Source organism: Cryomorphaceae bacterium 1068 (assembly GCA_027214385.1).
In the GTDB taxonomy this organism is placed as follows: Bacteria; Bacteroidota; Bacteroidia; order Flavobacteriales_D; family Cryomorphaceae; genus JAKVAV01.
On record JAPVXR010000013.1, the window covers coordinates 1 to 21872 of the forward strand.

The window sequence follows — 21872 nt, forward strand, 5'->3', positions numbered from 1 at the left end:
GTTTTTTTTAAGTTCCGCAGGGTTGCAAACCCAGCGGAGCAGGTTTATTAGATCTGCAACATCAATTTCTTAATCACAACCCGTCTCAATGCTGAATAAGTAATTTTTCGCTGTAATAGCTGTTGTTTTTGGTTTTTACTTTTAACAAATATAAACCATTTTCGAGTTCTTGGATGTCTATTGTATTCCCATATCCTGCAAGGGCTTTTTTTCCTTCCATCGTATATATTTCCCAGTTCATTTGATTTTCAAAGTCTATCTGAATGTTTCTTGAAGCAGGATTGGGGTAGACTAAGATTGATCTTTTATGTTTACTATTTTCAAGCCCGAGTAAAGAGCAATTAAGATTAGTTCTTGTAATAGCAAGTTGGGGACCTGAGGGAATGTAAACAAGACTATCCTGTTGATTCAGGTCTACTGTTCCATCATCATACGTAAGGGGTATATCAATACCTGTATTACAATCGCCGCTAATTTTATGACTATGTATTTGTCCAATATATTTCATTTCAGCAGCAGACAGTATGTCATTAAGCATGACAAATACCCTTAATGTGTCTTCGTTTCCAAGAAGTAAAGATCTAAAAGCTAATGAAGTAATTCCATCAGCGGTACTTTGCAAGTCTGGCTCTATAACACCAATAACAAATATCTCGCTATTCAGCATGGATATTGAATCCAGGCAATTGCCATTATAATCGAAATGCCTTAGCCATAAATTGTTATTTGTACTGACCAATGTGCCATTTTCCATTTCTAAATGGTAAATTCCATTTTGATTGATTGTTGCTCTAGAATCAAAATCAAAGGTAGACCACGAGTATGCTTTGGTGAACGCTAAATTAAATGCTTCATCGTAAACTGCCAGATAGTTAACGTAACCCGTATTAGAATTAGGCTGAGGATTTACTCCATCAAATGTTGCGTATGCATGTCCGTTTGCAGCTACAACAACGTGAGTTTGACTACCGTCATGATAACAATTGATGTCATTCACATTTGCATTATGGATTGTATCAATGCTTATGTTGCTGAATCCGTTTTCATCAGCCGTCGATATGATACTATAGTTGAGCCAACTTTCACTTCTGGCTCCGAAAAAAACTTTGTTTAAATATCCATGACTAACACGGGCATCATGTCCGTTCAAGTCTGAATTGTAATCGGTCAGAACTATATTGCCGTTGAGATCTGTAACGATTAAGAAAAAACTGGATGCCGGTATGGTCTCATTTCCTACAGATATTTGATCAAGGCTTTGACCAACAAAATAACAATGCCCAGAGGTATCCAATCCACAATCACTGATGTATGACCAACCTGTAAGTGGGATATCCCACAGAACTTCTCCAATACTATTCATTTTTTTTAAAACGGATTGGCCATAGGAGTAGCTCGCAGCTATTGTGTCTTCGTATATTACAGCTGAATACCGATCACCATTTTGGGTCTTCTGATATGCTGTGATTAAACCAATATTGTCATTATAGACAGTGTCAACAGATGGAAAAAACTGAGCGTATATTATTGAGCTCCAAAAACACAGTACAGAGAATAAAAGTAACTTCATTTCTCAAAAATCGGGAATATTTGCTTTAATTTACAATTTCTTTGAGTTTATTCGTAAATAATGAAATCCTTTCTAGAAGTTATTGTCCTCTTTTAACTTCAATAACATCTATTTTTTCGACAAATATTCAGAAAACACTCTGTTTTCTACATTGAGCAACTTTTTTATAGCGTCCTTTACTATCTTTAATACATGGACTAATCTGAGTTTAAAACTTTCGGAATACCTACTTATATATTTTCATTTTTATACATATACCTTGGTTTAAGTGTATACATATTTCAGGACGGGTCAAATAAAGTACAACGCCCGAAATAAAATAAATGCCTTGCAGTTTCGCAAAGCTTCTGACCGGGGTGTTTCCCTCCAAAGGCGGGTAAATTTTGCGGGTTTTCTTCCTCCAAAGGCGGATAAATTTTAGACTAATTAATAAATAACTCGCAGTTATCGGGCATTTAGCAATTTGTTTGCGAAACAGGCTATCAGACTCATTTATAGCAATAAAACGCCCTCAATTGGCAACCACAGAAATCACTAGAGGCAGGTAAAGGCACTTGTCTCGCCGTAACGCAGTGAAGAAGGATGTGTTTTTATTTGATGTTAGCAGTTTTAATATAATAATCATGATACTTTTCCCCTCCATGTCTGTAAGCGCCGGTATTTTATGTCAATCCCTTTCTCGATTCCTCTCGTCGTCATTTTTCTGTAACAGAGAAATAATTGTTTATCTGACAGCACTTCAAGTCTCCCTTTTTCAATTATACTCTTCTTCCGCTCTTGCGCGTCTTCTATATTGAATCCTAGTTCTTTGATATGAGTCATCAACTCATCAATTTCACCACTTCACCGCAAACACGAAGGTTGGAAACTTTTACTCATCTTCCTTGATAAGAATATATAGAAATGAAAGGATTCATTAGATGACTCTCAGGAAGACCAAAAGAAAATAACAATTTGCGCAGGTCAATTCCTAAGCATTTTTTAAGTCTCGAACATCTGAGGGAACACCACAAAAAATCATTGTTTCACGATAACCTTGGCGTAGCGAAGAGATTGTCCGCTCAGGTTTACGACATATACGCCTGATGGCTCTGTGCTCAAATCAAAATCAACCAGTTGTCCTTGAGCTACTACGTGCTGCTTGAGAATTGACCGTCCCTGTGTGTCCATTACCTCGAGTGTGTAATTACTACCCGTTGGGAAGATACCTCTCGAGTCCAAAAAATACTGTCCCGAAGAAGGGTTAGGATAAACCGCTATCACCTCGGTTATGTCTTCTGCGATTTCTGTTCCAGCACTCAAGATCGCATCTGTAGTGTTCATCACATCATCAAAGTACCAGAATTCTGTACTTGTGGATCCGTGATTATATCTCATCCCAATTTCGTCATAAACATCTGTAGGTGCTTCGCTGAAATCATACACCAATTGAACCCATTGGTTCACGTCATTTGGCCCGTACTCGACGTTAATCCTGAGCTTCTCCTGACCTGTTGTTAGGTCGTCAATCAAGAATCGGACTATTCCAGAACTGCTTGAATAGACTTTCTGAGCCATCAAAGGCCTTAGATCTGTCGGTATTTCATAAACGTTCGCTTCGATTCCTGCATAGTAAGGACTTCCTGGAGTTTTGTTTACCCGGCCCACTAGTGCGCTCGTATTGATTCCAGAAGGAGAAGGATTGGCAACCTCACTCCATACTGCTCCATATCTGGGGATGAAATCCATATCCACTTCATCAAAATCAGCATATACCAATGACTCCTCAACGGCGACCAGCAGTTCGAAAGTGTTAGACCAGCAACTGTTCTCAACTAATACCGTAATCATTGCATCAGCAACCCCGAAGTCTACTTGAATCGAAGGTGTACCTTGTCCTGAAACAATTTCGACATCAGAAGGAACCGTCCAGGAATAGCTTGAACCAGGTATGTCAGCTATGGAGTAAGTTCGATTAGCAGTATTCGGCGGTACGGACGGCTGACCTATAATTCCAATTGTTTGAAGCGAAACTGAGAGAGAGTTTTCAAAACTGGAGCCGCAGGAGCCCATTAAAGAGTAAGTGACATCTCCTGGTTCGCATCCCCATTCTACTGCAATTTGATTGGTTCCTTGTCCGGAAACTATGTTCGCACCTGAGGGTACTTCCCAAGAAAAAGAACCTCCACTAGTCTGCGATACATTAAAAGTAATGTCAGCCTGATTCTCGGTAACCGTAATTGGTCCTGAAATGTCGGGAGTGATGAAACTCTCAACTTCGTATGAAAGAAATACTGTTTCGCAACTTGTTTGCAATTCAAGATCTACGTTACCAGCTGTGCAACCCCAATCCACTGTGATTTGGTGGGTTCCTTGTCCCGATATTATGGATGCATCCTGTGGAACCGTCCAAATGTAATTGGCTCCTTCAATTTCAAATGTGCTGTATTCCAGACCAACGGCTTCAACTATAGGCTGCTCACCTCTGATGGGAAGCCTTTCGGGATGGTTATAAACACGCACGTAATCAACCTCCAAAGTTTGAGGTAGTTCGGTGGTCTCATCTACTGGTCCCGGCCAGTTCCCTCCTAAGGCCAAATTCAAAATAAGATAAAAATCTTCTTGAAAAGGTGCCCATGGACTAAGGATGTCGGGAGTCAACTGGTGGTATTGGATTCCATCAAAGAAAAAGGTGACGGAGTCTGGCTCCCATTCTATACTGTAAATGTGAAAATCATCAGCCAATATTTCATCAGGAGGCAAATTGTAATAGCCTGAAATGAATGTGTGCGGTTCTCCTGTGTGCATTGTTCCAACAACCTGTCCAGGATTACTGCCAATCATCTCCACGATATCTATTTCCCCGCTCTCAGGCCAACCTCCGTAGGTGTCTTCTGTCGATAACATCCAAAAGGCGGGCCAAACTCCTTGGCCCGTAGGGAACTTCATGCGCGCTTCAATGCGGCCATAGCGAAAGTCGCCTTTATTCTTGCTATAGATTTTGGCAGATGAATAGGCAAGCCCTCCGAGCGTATCTTCTTTGCCCGTAATGATAAGCCGGCCATTCTCTAACATAATATTTTCGGGAGAATCCGTATAGTATTGCTCTTCGTTATTCCCAAAGCCACATAGGTCCGGACATCCATCCCCGATTTCGTAACTCCACTGATCACTATTCAATTCGGTGCCGTTAAATTCGTCGGACCAAATAAGTTCCATGCATGCTTGCGCGTGAAGGGTTGCGGGGCTGAGCGCCAATAAATAGCAAAACAGGGAATAGTTACAAAGTTGTCTCATTAGGTTCTTACGTTTCATAAAATGGTTGTTTTTTCTCCTCAAACTAGCAGGATATTTTAGATTCCTATTGCCCTGGTTTTGAATATGGTAAGATCGCTATTGTTCGGTCCCGGTTGGAAGCCCTGTCGAAAACAAACAAATGACCGAGTTAATCAGATACTTTTATCTATTTGCAAAACCTTATTCCTACTTACGAGTTTTGGTTTGACACCAAAGCTATAAAAAAACCACTCGGGATACAGGAAAAAAGGAAATGAGTCGAAAGTGCCTTCATTTTAGCTTGCTCACAACGGTTAGTATAAGAGCAGTAGCGGATTAACTGCTATTAGCTTTCAGATAGTAAGATACTTAATTAAAAACTAAAACGGTTTGAGTGAATACCCAAACCGCTATTGCTTTTATACCTTGTTGTGAGTAGTTTTTTTCTTAATCCTTTTTAAATATCCATGCAGCGAAAACGGTAGTAATTTTCGGCATAATTACATAGGTCATAAGCGATACTAGAGTTATTGATACCAGCAACATCCTAATGTAAAGGGGAAGGACTCTCAAGTAGATTCCAGCCAGAGTGCTTAATGTTAAGACCGATGGATAAATAACCATCCATGTAAGAAGAGCCATTTTCCATTTCTTTGGAGGTTTTGAATTAGAAAGCTGAGGCAAGGAAAACCAAAATTCTATGCCTTCCTGATATCGTATTTCACTTTCCTTAGTGATGAATTGTCTGATTTCTTTTGCCCATTCTTTTCTTGTATCTGAATTCGCCCAGATCTTATAATTGACTTCGTTGTCAAAACGAATCATTAATATATATTCATTTTCTAGTTTACTGTCGATCTGTAGGGTTTGTATGCCTTCATATCCTTTGTGTTCTTTTGCCTTTTTGATAACCTGTCTCAGTGCTTGTTCAAAAGGTGTTTTCTTTTCTGGTTTCACAAAGTGTGAAACGATAACCGAAAAAGGGCTTTCCATAACTTCTTGGGATTTAAAAGAGAAAAGACGACAAAATCAAAAGCATGATGTTGTCGTCTTATAGTGAGCCTGTTAAGCTGTTAGTTCAATTTTTTCAGTAGTAACTCAGCTACCAATTCTGAAGACATTGGGTTTTGTCCGGTTACTAATAAACCGTCTTCTACTGCATAAGGATTCCAATCCTCACCTTTTGAATAAACTCCTCCATTTTCTTTGAGGGCATCTTCCACAGAAAAGGGGACGATATTTGTGAAATCAATTGCCGCCTCTTCTGAGTTTGAATAGGCTGTTACTTTTTTGCCTGCAACAAGGGGTTTGCCCTCAGCATCTTTAGTATTCTTAAAAATGGCTGGTCCATGACAAACAGTCGCCACTGGCTTATTGTTGTTATAAAATGCTTCCACTAAAGCGATTGACTTTTTATTATCGGCTAAATCCCATAATGGGCCATATCCGCCTGTGTAGAAAACTGCATCATAATCTACGTGTTTTACAGTTTCCAGCTTAGCTGTATTAGAAAAGACAGTTTGTGCTTCTTTATCTTCATTGAACCTTTTAGTTGAAGAGGTCTGAAAGTCTGGCAATTCGCTTTTAGGGTCAATAGGGGGCTGACCACCTTTGGGTGAGGCTAGTGTAATATCTACGCCTTTGTCCTTTAAAAAGTAATATGGGCCTGCAAACTCTTCAAGCCAAACCCCAGTTTTGTCACCTGTATTTCCTAACTCATCATGACTAGTAATTACGAATAGAATCTTTTTCATTGTTTCTTTTTTTTCTTGATTAGTATTTAATTCTTGATTTGAAACTGCGCTTTCTTTTGCCTTATTCCCACAAGAAAAAAGAAAAGCAGAGCTTAATAATGCTATTAGTGCTTTTTTCATTTTATAATGATTTAATTACACAGCAAAATTGAGCTATATACTTCTCAAAAAAATTGATGTATGGTAAGAAACGGTTATTGAGCGATTTCTTTTCTGATTCTACTAAGACTCTCAGTTGTAATTCCTAAGTATGAGGCAATGTGGTAGTTTTTGATTTGTTGTTCTATTCTAGGATAAGTTTTGATAAAAGATAAGTATCTGTCTTTTGCAGGAAAGGCTAAGTTGTTAAGTGTTCTTCTATGAAACGCTTCCATTCTCTTTTCCAGTTTTTTCCTAAAGAACGTCTCAAAAGTTGGAATGTCAAGATACATTTGCTCCATGTTATTTCTAGATAACTTATATAGCGTGGTATCTTGAATACATTCAATATTCATCATGGCCTTAGCACCTGAGAAAAAAGCAGTATAATCACTAATCCACCAATCTTTTATGGCAAACTGTAAAGTATGGTCTTTACCAGAATCATCAATAAAAAAGGTTCTTAAACATCCACTATAAACATAATGTGTATGTGAAACTGTTTGATCCTTACGTAATAAAACATCCCCTTTTTTTAAATCAATTCTTTTTAAGTTCTCTCCAAGAGTTAACAGTTCTTCTTTTGAAAAATCGATGTGTTTAAAAACTTCTAAAAGTATTGATTCCTCCATGTTTTCTCAATTACTCACAACGCTAAGAGTAAGATGTCGTAAGCGACGTAAGGAGCTTATGCATTTTACTCAATGTTACCAGCTTTTTTTATTTTATTAGTCTTTTTAGTTTTTCCCATATACCTTCTTTCTCCAAGACATTTTCTGACTGTTTTTCTTGACCGCTAAGTAGTTCTATATATTCAAAATCAGCTTCACATGACTCAACGTTGTAATTCTTATTGAATTTAACTTTAGTCTTAGGTATAGTGCTCTTATAAATTATTCTATCGGTTGTTTTTACGAACTCCCATTTGTTTAAATAAGACGGGAACCGCATTCCACCGCCTTGCATCAGCCAAATGCAATGTTTATTGCTTCGAATCAGATTGTCATACTCGGCTCCATCAATTTTGAAAAAGTCAAACGGAGTTTCTATTACAGAATAAGTTGTTTGAAGCGATTGTGGGTCGAGGTGCTCTACTCTCATTTTTTGTCCCCAATTCTCAATAGTCCAAACGTTGTTGTCAGAACCGAATATTGTCTGCGAAATGTAGTTTTCTGGGTTCTTATATCTAAAAATTACCTTAAAGGATTCTAAGTCAATTAACTGGGAGTCATGTTGTCCATTGATTAAACAGAATTCACTTTTTAAATCAAATTGATTACCGTGCATGAAAAATGAATCAACTTCTATTGATTTATCATTTTTTAAGTCAAGAATTTCTATCCCATTTCGAGTAGGTAGTGCTAGAAACTGTTTGTTTGGGGAATGAAGTTCTAAGTAACTACAATCAGAAACAGTCCCAGACTTAAACAACTTTTTATTTTTAAACACTTTAAGTTCTCGGATGTAAACAGACATTCTGATTTCATCTGGTTCAGAAAACTCAACTTGATAAACATCATCGTTGAATTCGAACTGAAGGTTTTCAGGAAACGATTCAAATTTTATGTCTGATTTATCTGTTTTTTGAATTTTCATCTTATTGCTGGTAACAATTGTATAACACCCACTAGTGTGTGTTATTCAGCTTATGGCCCTACCTAAAGTTAAGTTACAGAGGAAGGTCTCAGCTCCATGGTATATTCTACCTACAAGTATAACGAATCTCAGGCTCAATGAGGTATAGCCCCAAAATGCTATTCACTTATTGACCGCGTAGCCGTAGAATGGAATTACACGTATTATTATACGTATAATTATACGTATAATCGGATTCTACGCCTCTGGATCGTTTGAAGCAGCATGTAGCAAAGGTCTGAAGAGGAGGCAATAAAGAGAAGTGCCTCTTGGCCGTTTTCCCATTTTTTTCTAATTTCATTCCGATGATCAACCCTGAGTGAAGAGAAGGTTGTGTTTCTGAATCCTTCCTGATTGCCGCTCGGTGTTGGCCGCTAACCAAACATTGAGACGCAATGCAAGCACATTTTAGAATTAGAAAAGCAACCAATGGAGTTGAATTGAACTTTGTCATCAAAGACGGCGGTGAATTACTTCACTGGCTGTGGTTTGAAGATATTGCTGCCGCCAAGGCTTTTGTGAAAGTACTGAAACGTAAATGCACCAAAAAGTATTTGTTCATCTCGGTTCAAGAAGGTTTATATTATTTCATGCTTATAGAAAAATTCAGGATCTTATTTTGCTGCAGTCATGATTATTCTTCGGCTCAGAGAGCTAGGGATGGGTTTGCCTTACTTTGCCGCCAAATACGCAAAGCCAAGGTGATGGGATTGACGGAGCTTTAAATCATTTAACGGCAACATTCTTTTATTCAGAAGAAAAACCCCCGCTTCGGGTATACTGAAACGAGGGTTCATTGACAACAGCGTCCAAAAGTCTAAAAAGGGGAGACTTGTTAGGCTGCCATAATCATAGCAGGATCGCTAAAGCCACTGCTCGAGCTGCGGCCTACCGCTTTTACTCTAAACCAGTAGTACTGCCCCGGCATTAGGTTATTGATCTCTGCTTTGCTTTTTGATGTTACCGCAACCGATGTCCACACAGCATCTACCTGCGAGGGATCGTTTGTGGTCATCATAACCTGATACGAAACGGCATTGGGCACAACTTCCCAGTCCAGATCTATCACACCACCGTGGCTGCTGCGTTCTGCTACTACGGCACTTGGCACAGATACGGGTGGTACAGGTTCAGCTTCACTTCTGATGTCGAATCCCGATGAAAGAATCACGTCACCATCTCCTGCCGCCGTCATAGCCACATAGTTGGCCAGGATGCGCAGCATGTCCTTGAGTTCTTTGGCAGCCTCGTCTCGAACGTAGCGATCACGCTTGGTACCGTCGAGGGCGGCTACTGCCAGCGTCTCGAATTCATCCAGTTTGGTCTGGATGTCAGCAAGGGCCGGTTGTGGGTCTGCAAAGTTTGGATTTCCCGTCATGCGGTTAATCAAACTGCGTGTAAATAAAACGAGCGACCTTGGATTGAGGCGCGCTACACCTGCTTTAATTGTTGCCATTTTCATGGAGTTTATGCAAGGGCCGAGGCCACTTGCGGTTTCGCTTAATGAAACGGGGAGGGTCGAAAAAGGGTTACGCAAAGGGTTGCTGTACAGTGTGTTGTGAATTAGGTGCTGTCACAAAAAAAACCATAGGTTAAAAATCGAAGTCACTTTTTAACCTTAGGAATATTTTGTGACGGGCACCTTCGCTGTGAAACGAAAATCGGGAAGTTCAGAAAAGTCCAAGGTTAAATATATGTTTTTAACGATGCTGATTATGGGGTGTTTTTTCCGCCTTTCAAAAAGGGCGATTTAACCTGAGCGGCATCAAAAAAAAAGTTCACTTTTTTTTCAAATGATGTTTTATGGAGTATCAGGTGTTGTTCAATTTGTTGTTTTTTATCCTTCATGAAGGATCACTATGGTTCGAATTCAATTCTATCAATTGAAATATGATTGCACTTTAGAACAAAGGGGCCTTATTAGTTTTCACGGAGAAATTAATACAGCCTTGACTTTTATTCGTGGCGTGTTTGTTTTAAGAGGAACTCATGAGACCGCTTGCGCTAAGTTTTGTCCCTTTTTGTGTCAACCGAAGGCCCGTAGGGAGGGACTGAGCTCACGAATTCAGCTGAAAGCAAAAAATCAATGAGTAACACAAAAAGGGAATGAAAACGCTATTTTGACTGATCAATTATTCCCCATTTACAACCGAATCCATCCATCTACACCCCTTCAAAAACTCCTTGACGACTGTAAAAATCTTTTTGACGACTGTTTTTAACTCTTTGAAGCCCTTCAAGAAGTCTTTGAAACCCTTCAAAAACCTTCCGACAACTGTTTTTAAGTCTTTGACGACTGAAAAAAAGCCCTTGAAACCCTTCCAAAACTTTTTGACAACTGTTTTTAACCTCTTGAAGCCCTTCAAAATGTCTTGGAAACCCTTCAAAAGGTTTCTGACGATTGTAAAATGGGGTGCAAGCCAAGGGCTAGAAAAAAAGAAACCCCGCAAAGGATTGCAGGGTTGGGCCGGTACACATTGTGCTATTGCACGGCTAACCAAAACCTCGCACCAGCAAGATGAAGGTAAGGAAAATTTTTGGGATGGGGTAGGAGAGTTGTGAGAAAATGCAGGATAATTATAGGCCTATTGTTTGAAACTAGTCGGGCAAGCCCGAAAACGGAATGCTATTGGTGTTAATTTTTTCAGCTCGATACACTTTTATGATCTATGTTCCTTTTCTGTATTTTCTGGTAATCTTCGGGTTGATCTATCTCTTGGCACCCGACCAAGGGCCGAATTGCTTGGAAAGGGCGGAGCGGTATGCGGAGGGGAAGGGTAGAGAGAAAAAGGTAGAATAGGAGGGCTTATAGCAACTTTACGACGTTGGAGTGTTTTTATGTAGCGAAGTAAGTCAAGATAGTGGTGCAGAGTAAATGTGACCTAAAGTTTATATTTGGTTGGTTCAGCAGAATTGACGCCCTACGTGTTATAAAGACGAGTCATTGCTCTCCAAAAGCACTTTCAAATGACATTGAATCTTCGTCAAAATCATCATCGTAGCGGTTTGGAAACATATTATCTAATTCGGCTTCTGCATCATAAAACTCATGTTCATCTTTCAAATGGATGAGTCGTTTGGCTAATTGATCGAGTTGATCAAATTGGGTGGCATTAGCTTGATCTTTTAAGTCAGCTATTTCTTCTTCAACGCTATAGACAAGTTCCACTTCTTTTTCATATTGGGCGCTACCTATTTGTTCAACATCGTGATTTTCGAAGATTGTTTCCAATTGCTCAACTTGTTGTGCTAGTTCTTTTATTTCTTTAGATATCATTTTTTCAAGTATTTTGGGATTGGTAACGTTTAGTATATGAAGCGTAGCCTGCCGATAGGCGGCTATGATTTATATACCGTGTTGTCCATAGTTTTTATTTATATCGTGTTGAGAGTTCTTCATGAACATTGGATAATCTTCAAGTCCACTAATATTGGTGTTAACACTTATTAATTCTCCTGTTGTCGTAGGAATAAATACTATCCCATCCTTTATAACAGGGGAAGAACGGACAGTCTTATTTGTCTCTTTTTTAAACAATACCTCTCCATTGTCACAATTCAATATTAGTAATTCACCTTTTAAAGTTACCGTGATTAGTTTATTTCCTGTAATTATTGGCGTGCTGGCAACTGAACCTCCTTCAGTTATTTGGTCAATATCAAATTTATAGCTCCAAAGCACTTTCTCATTAAGTGGGTCAACGCATTTAATTACATCTCCCATTAAACAAATCACATTGCTTTTATAGACCGAAACTAACGATGGTTGAAAAAGTTGAAGAGATGCTACATTGGATTGTCCAATATTTGAACTTGCCAATTTCCATCCAGAAGTAACAGGTGCTCCACCAATGAAACCATTTCCTAAATCCAAGCTATCTGATTTAGTCTTCAATTTTGACTTTTTTTGTACAGAATAGTCAAGATATGGGGCTTTTGTCTTTTCAAATTCCTTAATAAACTCAAGAGATTTTGCATCTAGGATAGCAATTGATTCTTTAACTCCAGTTGAATCATCTGAACGTCTAGTTATCAATATTCGATTTTCTGAAAAACTTGGCGGTGAAGTTGCTTTAAGCGAAGAACAAGAGATAATGTCTCCTGTTGTCTTATCTAGTTTATATAGTGTACCTGGAAATGTTGTCAAGTAAATATTTGATTCAACAATAACAGGTGTTTTTAGAACATCTCCGTCAAGCCATTTTTGCCAAATTATTCTACCGTTGGACGCATCCAAGCAAATAAACGGATGTGATGGTTTAATCTTCTTGTAATCATTTGTTAGGGTTGTATCAGTATATACCTTAAGACTTGGATATGTTGTATAAATTCGATTTTCGGAAGCAACTGGATTAGAAAGAAGTGGGTCGCCTAACCAATGAGACCAAGCCATTTCACCTGTAAATCTATCAACAGCGAAAATCGTACATGATTCAGTGTTAAATACGAGCAGAGACCCTATGACTATTGCAGATGAAGGTCCATCATCATCAAGGTCAATTGCCCAAATTAAACTTCCATCTTGAATTTTGAAGCAGAAGTATGATTTGCTTCCAAATCCACCTGACACATAAAGGTTGTCTTCAACAATTGTAGGGGTTGTAATTGGTGTATTGCTTTTTAGCTTTATAGTATATCCATCAGAGCGTTTTGTGAGATAACCATCAAGACTTCCTTGTTTTACATGTCCCTGTTTGAAATTAGTCTCAAACTTTAACATGGTATCATTATTAAATTTAATTACTTCAGATTTGAAATCGATTGTTTTAGAGAAAACTGAATCAATGGGTAGTTCAGTGATTTTCGTTATTTCAACTTCCGTGACTATTACTTCTTTATTATTAAACTCTAGAACATAGTAAGTTCCAACACCAAATGAAATTAGCAATAGTAGAAGTAATAATAAGTTTCTCTTTTTCTTCATGCTCAATTATGGACAACGTTCTGTGTAAGATGTCCTAGCTGACGTTAGGAAGCTATGCATTTTACACGTTGTTGTGCGGTCGTTTTTCTTTTTTTATTTCTTTCAGGAATGAATTTAAGTCCATTTTGAATTTTGGCGTAATCTCTCCTTCCATGTAATGAAAAACATCTGGGTCATCATTTCCTTCTACAGCAAAATACCAAAACTGATAACCTTGATGCATCATAAAGACACAATCCGTTTCACTTAGGAAATTTTCTATGCCATTTTCTTCAAGTAATTCAACTGCCCATGTTTTAAGCTCTGACTCTGAATTTAACAAATCGGTCCCAACTAGATTTGGCGGCTTTTCCCAATAACATAATCGAAAGAACTGTCGAAAAGTCTCTGGCAGTCTTTCTTTGAATTCCTTCTGTACTTGTTTGAGAGTAGTCACTGCGTCCTTTATTTTTTCAATTCGTTCTTACTCCATTCAAGTCCTTCAAATATTGCCTGTTCACTTATCAACCATTCTGCTTTTTCATCTTCTATAAAAGTCAATTTACTATCTTCAATTTGCTTATCAAGGTTAGACTTACCAGCCCCATATCCGTGAATTTTGTCAGTCGAGATAATGTTGACTTTATATCCAAGTTTTGTTTTTTCAATTCTTAATCCACCAATGTAATCGTCCCACAGGTCAAACGGAATAAATTTCGCTTGTCCTTTTTCTATTGTTTTTATTCTATCTGTCCAATAGTCGAGAAGTTTGATTGCACCAAAGGATAAAATTGAATCATCACTAACTTTCAACTTTTCAAGCTCGGATTCATCAATTTCTAAAAAGTCAAGCAAATAATAACTGTCGGCTGTTCTCGAAAAACTTGGCATCAAGTCAATTTTTAAAAAGAGGTCATCGTGTCCACTTCCAAGTTTATCAATAATCAGTCTTATCATACTCTATTCTTCGTTTCTATTAATGACGCACAACAAGTAGATAACCGCAACTCAGTTGCACTTTACCCTAGTATTTGGGGAATAACCGCAACTCAGTTGCACTTATTCAGCTTATGGGCTTATTGACTTTCAACAACACCCTTAGTATTCTACCCCCAAAACATCCTTAGAAAAACCTCACTCCTTCTATTCGGTTTTGGCTATTCCAAAAATAAGAAAAACCGCTTCAGTTCGAAGCGGTTGTGGATAAGACTTGAAAAGTCGGGGAGGGGTAGCCTTAGAAGAGAGGGTATCGAAGGGCTATGCCAACAGTTCCTTCCGTTTTCCTGATTCAGCCACTTCTTTCACCACGCTGTTTCGTTGGGTGAGCAAGTTGGTCATGTACTTTTCGAGTATGAGTTGATCGACCAGCTTTCCTAAGATACCGAATGGGGACTCATAGTCGAAGATGTCCGTCATAAGCGTTCCTCCATCCGTTGCGCTGAACCGGTGCTCGTGTTTGAACCGTTTAAAGGCTCCGCTGATCATCTCGTCTACGAAATATGTCGGGCGATCATAAGCCGTGATCTTTGACGTGAGGTGTTGGTAAATACCGAAGTGCTTCGCTCTCCAGGTAACGGTCTCGTTAAGGCCAATCAGCCCGCTGGTTTTTCCCGCCACTGCCGTCTCATTGGTTTGTTGGGTCGAGAGCTTGTGCAGGTCTATGCTTCTGGAAAGGTCAAACACTGTTTCTATGTCAGCCTTTATTTCTGTTTGAAGTTCAATCCTTGGCATCGTCGACCTACAGTGTGGTGGAGTTGAATGTTAACGGTGAAAGATAAGAGTAGTAGCGGCGAAGGAGCTATTACTTTTATCTAATGTGATGTGCTGGCTCTTATTCTTCAGGGTTGGTATCTATTATTACGGCATTCATTAATTCGCTTTCTGTTGCTTTATGAAATTCCCCTTCCATAAAATCAAACATTCCTGGTGTTACTTCGAATGAGAAAGTTTCACCTCTATTCACGTTTCTATCTAAAACTCGTTTTCGTCTAATTGGATGTTTTGCAGACACATAGTGTAATTGAATCTCTTTACCGTTTTCTTCGGCTAATTGCTGGAATAATTTTCTTTTCTCTCGCTTAGTAAATCCAAGATCAAGTATCACATCACATCCTCGATTAGATATATCTTCTGATAATTCCCATATTAGTTTTTCGCATCTTTCAACTCTTTCCATAATCCATTTTAGATTCATTGATTTAGGAAGATCATCTCCATACAATTTCCACATCCAATTATCTATTCCCAAATGAATTCCTTTAACTTCATCTGCTAATTTCTTTGAATATGTCGATTTTCCTGCCCCTTGAGGTCCAAAAACAATATGTATTCTACTCATTCAGTTTTTTATATTATGTTTTTTTCTTGCTTGTACCTAACGGTTTGGCTATGAGCAGTAGCGTCCCGCAGGGCGCTATTGCTTATAGGTTGTGTTGGGCACAGTTTTTATTTTTTCTAGATATTTTTTGGCAACAGTCAGTCTACTTCGGTCAATTGTCGTTTTAAAAACTCTTTCAATATCCTTAATTTGCTTATCTATTGTCGGAGAGCTTTCGAGTAATGACCATAGATCTACTACTCCTTTGAACTTATTTAAAATCCGCTTCTCTTTAATTTTATCCCAAGCTAGAAACCCTGCTTTGCCTGCTACTTTTCCAAGATTTAAGTCTTTAAGAACTTCTTCAACAGATTGGTTGTCAATCAAATTGTCGATTGAATTTTCATAATTTGAATCCTTCGCCACATCTAAGAATCTAAACATCAGACGTGTTGACTCATCATTGTATTTCTTTACTAAAGCAGCCCAAAATTTCTTGTACTGCTTTACAGCTTCTACCTGTTCTTTTATTGTACTAGCTTCATTGAGTGACTTTTCAAACTTTTCACAGCAAAGTCTGAATTCAGTAAAGTCTTCTCTCAATTCGCAGAGTACATCAGGAATTTGCTCAATCGTCTTTGTTTTGGAAAGTACAATGCTAACCAATGGTGGAATCGCTTGAAGTTCAGTACCAAAATGATTTTCTGCATCTTGAATCTTTTGGCCTTGAAGTTCACTTAGCTTAGTGTATATCTCTTTTGAAATTGCCTTTTTGCCAAGTTCTTTTAACTGTTCTTGGTATGTAAATACAGGTAAAGCAGCTTGGACATTATGATTTGTTATAGTATTGAAAAACGATTTTACAATCTCGAAAGGTTGATTTGTTGTTTCACCAATGAGTACTTGGCTCTTACTTCCAAATTCGGGTTGATCCTTTCCTGCAAAACCCAAAGAATATGTTTTCACGCTACTTATTGGCTTGGTAAAATCCGAAAGAATAAAGTTGTTTCTAATTCTTTTTGAATCTCTTTGGCGAAAGGCTTCTACAGCTTTTCGAGCAGTTTCTTCATCGTTTTTTTCAACCTTGTCAACATATACACACTGGGTAATATTATTACCAAACCCGCTGACAACTGATATATTTTTCGATTTAGAAAGCATGTCAAAGATTGGTCTACCGTGAGGAAAAAGTACCTCTCGAGTAATATTAATATGCTCTAGTTCTCTTCGAGTTACAATGAAATGACTAGATAATAGGTATGATTCAACGAAAGCGTTGAAATTGAAGATAAATTCAACGGTTGGCTTACCATATCCACCAATAAAGTAATCAAGTTCATCCAATAGATTTGAAGAAATTATGCAGCTGTTATGTTCAATTGTAAGCTCTTTCATTTTTCAAATTGTGCCCAACAATAGGATAAGTGCAACCAGTTGCACTTTACCTCTATATTTCGCAGATAAGCGCAACTCTGTTGCACTTATTCAGCTTATGGTCTTATTGACTTTCAACAAGCACCATCGTTTTATCACTCCCAAAACATCCCCAGAAAAATCTCACTCTTCCTCAATCAGCTTTGGTCGGCACCACAAGATAAGAAATACCCACTACAGGAAAATCAGGTGTTGATAAGATTGGAAAAGTCGGTGGGATGGGGTGCCGCTAAGGTCACTACTGCCCGTCGTTTTGGGGCATGTACTTCACTTCTTTCAAATAGGCCTCCCATTCCTCTTTGGTAAAGCCGTGCTTGCCCGGGCTTATGCCTCGGCCAAAATCAGATGCGCCGCGATCGGTCAAGGTGATGGAGAAGTCATCGGTGATTTCCAAAAGGAGTTCCAGCCCAAAAGAGGTGAGCAAGTGCACGGTCTGGCCATTGTCGGCCATCGATGCCGTTGATAAAGTGATTGTCTTTGAATCGATCCTTGGCGTCTTTTAGGGTCGCCTTTTTTACGCCACGAATGGTGAGCTGAGCGCGCCTGCCTAGCGGCAGGCTCCGTTGTGACTTGGTGTCAACCCTGCGGCACTTGCTATGAAAATGCGCTTTTAAGTATATGTTGGTTTCAGGTTATTGATACTTAGGGATCGCCGCAGGGTTGCTACTGAGCGCAGCGTTCTCACGCAGCGAAGCAAGTAAACCCAGTGGAACGGTATTTTAAAAAACTGAAAAGTGAAGTTGTTCCTTATCGCGAAAGAATAAACCCCAGAAGCTCCTCTTCAGAACGTTAAAGCTAGAAATCTTCGGGAGCAGGACCGTATAAAAATTTGTGGTAATTGATTTAATGCAACAGTTCTGTCGAATCTTTGCTCCTCCTCTGGCTTCAGTCTGTGTTGAAAACAGCGTTCCCTATTGCTGAAAATCTTCTGTTAACAAATCTGATTTCATGTTACTCATCAGCGGAGTATCAAGAATGTGGATTTGATTTTGAATAGGTGCCTTAGAACCCTCCATGCGCATAATGAGACGTTCTACCGATAGCTCTCCTGCACGGCAACCATCATGGTGCAAAAAGAAAATTGGTTCCGTAAAGAAAAAGGGCAACTTCCCGTCTGATATTCCCATAATGCGACAATCATCGGGAATGGCCATTCCATATGATTTCAATGCAGGGACAATTCCCGAAATCACTTCATCGCTCATGGCAAAAATTCCATCTATACCCTGCGCAGCATAATCGAGGGCACTTTTGTAAGCATCATTCACCTGATGAACGTGGGAAGTACCGACATCAACGAGTCCAAAATCCTCTACCGCATTCAAATACCCGCGTTCTCTTTCAATCGTTATGCTCATGGCAGGGTGACCAAAAATGCCCGCTATTTTGCCACACCCTGCTTCCTTTAAGGATGACACGGCGCTGTAAGCAGCCTTCTCGTCGTCAATTTTTATGATATCAAATGTGGCATTGCTAGGAGCTTTATCAAAAAATACGACCGGAATCCCATGGTCAATGGCTCGCTCAATATGGGTGAGTTCTTCCGTCTCACAGCTCAACGAAATAACTATTCCACTTACCCTGTTATCAATACAGATTTGAAGATTCTCCAACTCTCGCTCCAGTTGTTCATTGGATTGCAAAACCATTACATGGTAACCTGCTTTGGCAGCAGCATCTGTCACTCCATTTATTACCGAGGGGAAAAAGAACATGTTTACCTCAGGAATGATGAGTGCAATTGTAGGGTTGGAAGAGCTTCTCAGATTGGAGGCCATCTTATTTGGTCTGTAATCGAGGGCCTTTGCAATATCCTTGATAGTCTTTTTCACCTCGTCACTGATGTCGGGATGATCTCGAAGCGCTCGCGAAACAGTAGATGGATTGACTCCTGCCATCTTTGAGATATCCTTAATGGTTACTTTTTGACTCATGCTTTTCGTTTGCTTACCCTGACAATAGTGTAGAATTTCATCATTCCCAACTTGACTGAAGTGTATGCGGTACAGCAAATGTTCCTAATAATCACTCGCGACTGCTTCTAAAGATATGAACAATAGAACGAAATATTGGCATACTTATCAACCGCAATCGTTTGCACAACCGATTGCAGAAATTTCAAGCGCTTGGCTTCTAGCGTATTCATATGGGTAATCACATAGATTTGTGTCAAACAAACACCAAACAAGAATGAAGAAAAATGTACAATTAACCCAAGTACTTCTTGCCTTTCTATTTATTGTTTTGAGCGATGTTGCGTTGGCACAAGGCAATATTACCGGAACAGTCAGCAGTGAGGATGGACCACTGCCGTTTTCGACAATACAAATTAAGGAGACCGGTGGCGGTGCAGTTAGCGATCTGGACGGTAACTTTGAGATTAAGGACTTGCCTGCCGGCGATTACACTCTCGTTACGAATCAAATTGGTTACAAAAGTGATGAACAAACGGTTAGTGTAGTATCGGGTCAGACCGTAACGCTAGCAATAGTTTTGGGAAAAGACGCCCTAAGCCTTAACGAATTGGTTATAACGGGAGTTTCAAATCCAGTTTCCAAATTGGAAAGCTCAGTATCGATGACTACTCTTCGACCTGCAGCAATGATTGACCAGAATGCAGCCAATACTGCAGAGTTACTTCGCACCATTCCCGGTATTCGATCTGAAGCTTCAGCAGGAGAAGGTAATACCAACATTACGGTAAGAGGAGTTCCTATTTCATCGGGAGGTTCTAAATACCTTCAACTACAGGAAGATGGTATGCCGATTCTTCAATTCGGTGATATCTCTTTCGGAACGGCTGATATCTTTTTGCGTGCTGACCAAACAATACAGCGAGTCGAAGCTATTCGAGGTGGATCAGCATCGACCATGGCGAGCAACTCCCCTGCGGGTATCGTAAACTTCATTAGCAAAACGGGTGCAATAGCAGGTGGATCCTTGATAACCAGCGTAGGATTGGATTACGATAATTTCCGTACTGATTTTGAATACGGTGCTCCTATAGACGATAAGACGAGCTTTCACATCGGTGGTTTCATGCGTCAAGGCGAAGGAGTGCGCGAAGCAGGCTACAAAGCAAATCAAGGTGGGCAAATTAAAGCGAACCTTACCCGTCGCTTCAAGAGCGGTTATGCACGTGTATACTACAAGCACTTGAACGATCGCACTCCGGCTTATCTCCCAATGCCTATTCAAGTGAGCGGTACCAATGCCGATCCGACTTGGGAAAATATACCGGGCTTTGATGCCAGAAGCGGTACCATTCACACGCCATTCTTAACGTCAAACTTGACTACTGGACCTGCGGGTGACTTGAGACGAAGCAACGTTATGGATGGAATGAACCCCGTGTCAAATGTGGCCGGAGCTGAATTCGTTTCAGACTTAGGTGAGGGATGGAGTATTGAGAACCGCACGCGAATGGCTTTTAACTCTGGCCGTTTTGTTTCCCCTTTTCCTTCAGAAGTAGGCGATGCAACGGCGATAGCTGAATCCATTGGAGGTGCAGGAGCACAACTTCAATATGCCGATGGAAGTGAGTTTGGAAATGGAAATGCGGACAACAACCTTTTGATGAGACTTCATGTTTTTGACACCGAGCTAAATGACTTCAACCTTTTTGCCAATGACCTTAAAATCAAAAAGAGCATAGATAATTTAGATCTTACTTTCGGGTATTACAGATCGGTGCAAAATATATCCATGTCCTGGTTATGGAACTCCTATCTATTCGACGTCAACGGAGAAGATGCACGTCCGGTCAACGTAACAGGACAAGACGGGACAGAATTTAGCACAAATGGACTATATGCTTACGGAACACCTTTTTGGGGAAATCTACACCGCAATTATGATACCCAGCACAATACCAGTGCACCGTATGCAGCAGTTTCTTACAAATTGAATGAGAATCTTTACATCGATGGATCAGTGCGCTATGACATGGGTTCTGTAAGCGGTTCATTTGCAGGTGGAACTTCTCGTCCCTTTGATATGAATAATGACAGCACCATATCGGCTTATGAAGAGGATGTTTATTTTATTGACAATGAAGCACGGACTCCGGTTGACTATGATTACGAATACCTCTCATTCTCCTTGGGAGCGAACTATAAAATCGATGAGACGCAAGCCGTATTCGGACGTTTCAGTCGAGGTGGTTCTGCAAAAGCAGATAGAATACTTTTCCAAAATCTACCCTACAGCGGTGGTGTAGAAATCAATGCACTCGATATGATCGATCAAGGTGAAATTGGTTGGAAGAAAAACTTTAAAAATGCAGCATTATTTGTGACTGCCTTTTACGCACAGACTACTGAAGAAGGAGGATTTGAGTTAACTACTCAAAATATTATCGATAACAATTACCAAGCATACGGACTCGAAGTGGAAGGTGCAATCAACTATAACAAATTTGAGATACGGGGTGGACTTACTTACACCGAAGCAACTATTGAGTCAGGCGACAATGATGGAAACACTCCAAGACGTCAGCCTACATTGATGTACTTTGCAACTCCTACTTATCGGTTTACAGAAAAGCTCAATATCGGTGCTACCATTATTGGCCAAACAGGAGCCTACACTCAGGACAACAATGAGCTCTGGATGCCTGGCTATGCCTTTGTGAATGGATTCATTCGTTACCAATTGAACAAGAACTTATCGGTATCTGTACAGGGCAATAATATCTTTGACACACTTGGTCTTACGGAAGCTGAAGAAGGTGCTATAGGAGAGAACCAAGTAAACTTTGTTCGCGCCAGAAGCATAGTCGGACGCAACCTTAGTGCATCTGTAATGCTCAGATTTTAAATTGGATTTTTGATTTTAGTTAGGTAGACAAAAGTCGCATGGGTATCC

The 21872-nt window shown here is 39.6% G+C and carries 18 protein-coding genes; 2 read left to right on the forward strand and 16 right to left on the reverse strand.

The features are described from left to right. Positions 1-85: 85 nt before the first annotated feature. From O3Q51_14370 to O3Q51_14395, 6 genes are all read right to left on the reverse strand, one after another. Entirely contained in the window at positions 86-1570 is a 1485-nt protein-coding gene (locus tag O3Q51_14370) for a T9SS type A sorting domain-containing protein (GenBank protein ID MCZ4410003.1), read from the reverse strand. Between the two features lie 1017 nt (positions 1571-2587). Continuing rightward, positions 2588-4864 (reverse strand): family 16 glycosylhydrolase, encoded by a 2277-nt coding sequence (locus tag O3Q51_14375; protein ID MCZ4410004.1) that lies wholly within the window; start codon positions 4862-4864, stop codon positions 2588-2590. A 408-nt stretch (positions 4865-5272) separates the two neighbouring features. Continuing rightward, positions 5273-5818, reverse strand: coding sequence for an antibiotic biosynthesis monooxygenase (locus O3Q51_14380; protein MCZ4410005.1), 546 nt, complete (start codon positions 5816-5818; stop codon positions 5273-5275). Between the two features lie 80 nt (positions 5819-5898). Beyond that, complete coding sequence (locus O3Q51_14385) at positions 5899-6579, reverse strand: type 1 glutamine amidotransferase domain-containing protein (protein MCZ4410006.1); 681 nt, start codon at positions 6577-6579, stop codon at positions 5899-5901. 194 nt (positions 6580-6773) lie between these two features. Then, complete coding sequence (locus tag O3Q51_14390; GenBank protein ID MCZ4410007.1) at positions 6774-7349, reverse strand: Crp/Fnr family transcriptional regulator; 576 nt, start codon at positions 7347-7349, stop codon at positions 6774-6776. Positions 7350-7437: 88 nt separating this feature from the next. Next, a complete protein-coding gene (locus O3Q51_14395) occupies positions 7438-8313 on the reverse strand; it encodes a hypothetical protein (GenBank protein MCZ4410008.1) in 876 nt (291 codons plus the stop codon). Positions 8314-8747: 434 nt separating this feature from the next. Between O3Q51_14395 and O3Q51_14400 the strand changes: the two genes are divergently transcribed. Then, a complete protein-coding gene (locus O3Q51_14400; GenBank protein ID MCZ4410009.1) occupies positions 8748-9077 on the forward strand; it encodes a hypothetical protein in 330 nt (109 codons plus the stop codon). A gap of 110 nt (positions 9078-9187) precedes the next feature. On the opposite strand, the gene O3Q51_14405 is transcribed toward O3Q51_14400, so the two are convergent. From O3Q51_14405 to O3Q51_14450, 10 genes are all read right to left on the reverse strand, one after another. Further along, complete coding sequence (locus O3Q51_14405; protein ID MCZ4410010.1) at positions 9188-9808, reverse strand: fibronectin type III domain-containing protein; 621 nt, start codon at positions 9806-9808, stop codon at positions 9188-9190. Positions 9809-11293: 1485 nt separating this feature from the next. Then, on the reverse strand, positions 11294-11629 hold the full coding sequence (locus O3Q51_14410) for a hypothetical protein (protein MCZ4410011.1): 336 nt from the start codon (positions 11627-11629) through the stop codon (positions 11294-11296). 69 nt (positions 11630-11698) lie between these two features. Next, entirely contained in the window at positions 11699-13276 is a 1578-nt protein-coding gene (locus tag O3Q51_14415) for a PQQ-binding-like beta-propeller repeat protein (GenBank protein MCZ4410012.1), read from the reverse strand. A gap of 61 nt (positions 13277-13337) precedes the next feature. After that, a complete protein-coding gene (locus tag O3Q51_14420) occupies positions 13338-13712 on the reverse strand; it encodes a hypothetical protein (GenBank protein MCZ4410013.1) in 375 nt (124 codons plus the stop codon). An 8-nt stretch (positions 13713-13720) separates the two neighbouring features. Further along, positions 13721-14212 carry a hypothetical protein gene (locus tag O3Q51_14425; protein MCZ4410014.1) on the reverse strand — a complete coding sequence of 164 codons (492 nt, stop codon included), beginning with the start codon at positions 14210-14212 and terminating at the stop codon, positions 13721-13723. A 300-nt stretch (positions 14213-14512) separates the two neighbouring features. Next, complete coding sequence (locus tag O3Q51_14430; protein MCZ4410015.1) at positions 14513-14986, reverse strand: SRPBCC family protein; 474 nt, start codon at positions 14984-14986, stop codon at positions 14513-14515. 100 nt (positions 14987-15086) lie between these two features. Then, a complete protein-coding gene (locus tag O3Q51_14435; GenBank protein MCZ4410016.1) occupies positions 15087-15593 on the reverse strand; it encodes an ATP-binding protein in 507 nt (168 codons plus the stop codon). A 75-nt stretch (positions 15594-15668) separates the two neighbouring features. Then, positions 15669-16967 (reverse strand): hypothetical protein, encoded by a 1299-nt coding sequence (locus O3Q51_14440; protein MCZ4410017.1) that lies wholly within the window; start codon positions 16965-16967, stop codon positions 15669-15671. Positions 16968-17244: 277 nt separating this feature from the next. Next, positions 17245-17457, reverse strand: coding sequence for a hypothetical protein (locus O3Q51_14445; protein MCZ4410018.1), 213 nt, complete (start codon positions 17455-17457; stop codon positions 17245-17247). A gap of 460 nt (positions 17458-17917) precedes the next feature. Beyond that, positions 17918-18940, reverse strand: coding sequence for a LacI family DNA-binding transcriptional regulator (locus O3Q51_14450; protein MCZ4410019.1), 1023 nt, complete (start codon positions 18938-18940; stop codon positions 17918-17920). Between the two features lie 256 nt (positions 18941-19196). Between O3Q51_14450 and O3Q51_14455 the strand changes: the two genes are divergently transcribed. Further along, positions 19197-21824, forward strand: a complete 2628-nt coding sequence (locus O3Q51_14455) for a TonB-dependent receptor (GenBank protein ID MCZ4410020.1) — start codon at positions 19197-19199, stop codon at positions 21822-21824. Positions 21825-21872: the final 48 nt, after the last annotated feature.

What these genes read in the sequence shown, in the direction of transcription:
- O3Q51_14370 (MCZ4410003.1), bottom strand. Translation starts at nt 1,570, where the DNA reads ATGAAGTTACTTTTATTCTCTGTACTGTGTTTTTGGAGCTCAATAATA.
- O3Q51_14375 (MCZ4410004.1), bottom strand. Translation starts at nt 4,864, where the DNA reads ATGAAACGTAAGAACCTAATGAGACAACTTTGTAACTATTCCCTGTTT.
- O3Q51_14380 (MCZ4410005.1), bottom strand. Translation starts at nt 5,818, where the DNA reads ATGGAAAGCCCTTTTTCGGTTATCGTTTCACACTTTGTGAAACCAGAA.
- O3Q51_14385 (MCZ4410006.1), bottom strand. Translation starts at nt 6,579, where the DNA reads ATGAAAAAGATTCTATTCGTAATTACTAGTCATGATGAGTTAGGAAAT.
- O3Q51_14390 (MCZ4410007.1), bottom strand. Translation starts at nt 7,349, where the DNA reads ATGGAGGAATCAATACTTTTAGAAGTTTTTAAACACATCGATTTTTCA.
- O3Q51_14395 (MCZ4410008.1), bottom strand. Translation starts at nt 8,313, where the DNA reads ATGAAAATTCAAAAAACAGATAAATCAGACATAAAATTTGAATCGTTT.
- O3Q51_14400 (MCZ4410009.1), top strand. Translation starts at nt 8,748, where the DNA reads ATGCAAGCACATTTTAGAATTAGAAAAGCAACCAATGGAGTTGAATTG.
- O3Q51_14405 (MCZ4410010.1), bottom strand. Translation starts at nt 9,808, where the DNA reads ATGGCAACAATTAAAGCAGGTGTAGCGCGCCTCAATCCAAGGTCGCTC.
- O3Q51_14410 (MCZ4410011.1), bottom strand. Translation starts at nt 11,629, where the DNA reads ATGATATCTAAAGAAATAAAAGAACTAGCACAACAAGTTGAGCAATTG.
- O3Q51_14415 (MCZ4410012.1), bottom strand. Translation starts at nt 13,276, where the DNA reads ATGAAGAAAAAGAGAAACTTATTATTACTTCTACTATTGCTAATTTCA.
- O3Q51_14425 (MCZ4410014.1), bottom strand. Translation starts at nt 14,212, where the DNA reads ATGATAAGACTGATTATTGATAAACTTGGAAGTGGACACGATGACCTC.
- O3Q51_14430 (MCZ4410015.1), bottom strand. Translation starts at nt 14,986, where the DNA reads ATGCCAAGGATTGAACTTCAAACAGAAATAAAGGCTGACATAGAAACA.
- O3Q51_14435 (MCZ4410016.1), bottom strand. Translation starts at nt 15,593, where the DNA reads ATGAGTAGAATACATATTGTTTTTGGACCTCAAGGGGCAGGAAAATCG.
- O3Q51_14440 (MCZ4410017.1), bottom strand. Translation starts at nt 16,967, where the DNA reads ATGAAAGAGCTTACAATTGAACATAACAGCTGCATAATTTCTTCAAAT.
- O3Q51_14445 (MCZ4410018.1), bottom strand. Translation starts at nt 17,457, where the DNA reads ATGGCCGACAATGGCCAGACCGTGCACTTGCTCACCTCTTTTGGGCTG.
- O3Q51_14450 (MCZ4410019.1), bottom strand. Translation starts at nt 18,940, where the DNA reads ATGAGTCAAAAAGTAACCATTAAGGATATCTCAAAGATGGCAGGAGTC.
- O3Q51_14455 (MCZ4410020.1), top strand. Translation starts at nt 19,197, where the DNA reads ATGAAGAAAAATGTACAATTAACCCAAGTACTTCTTGCCTTTCTATTT.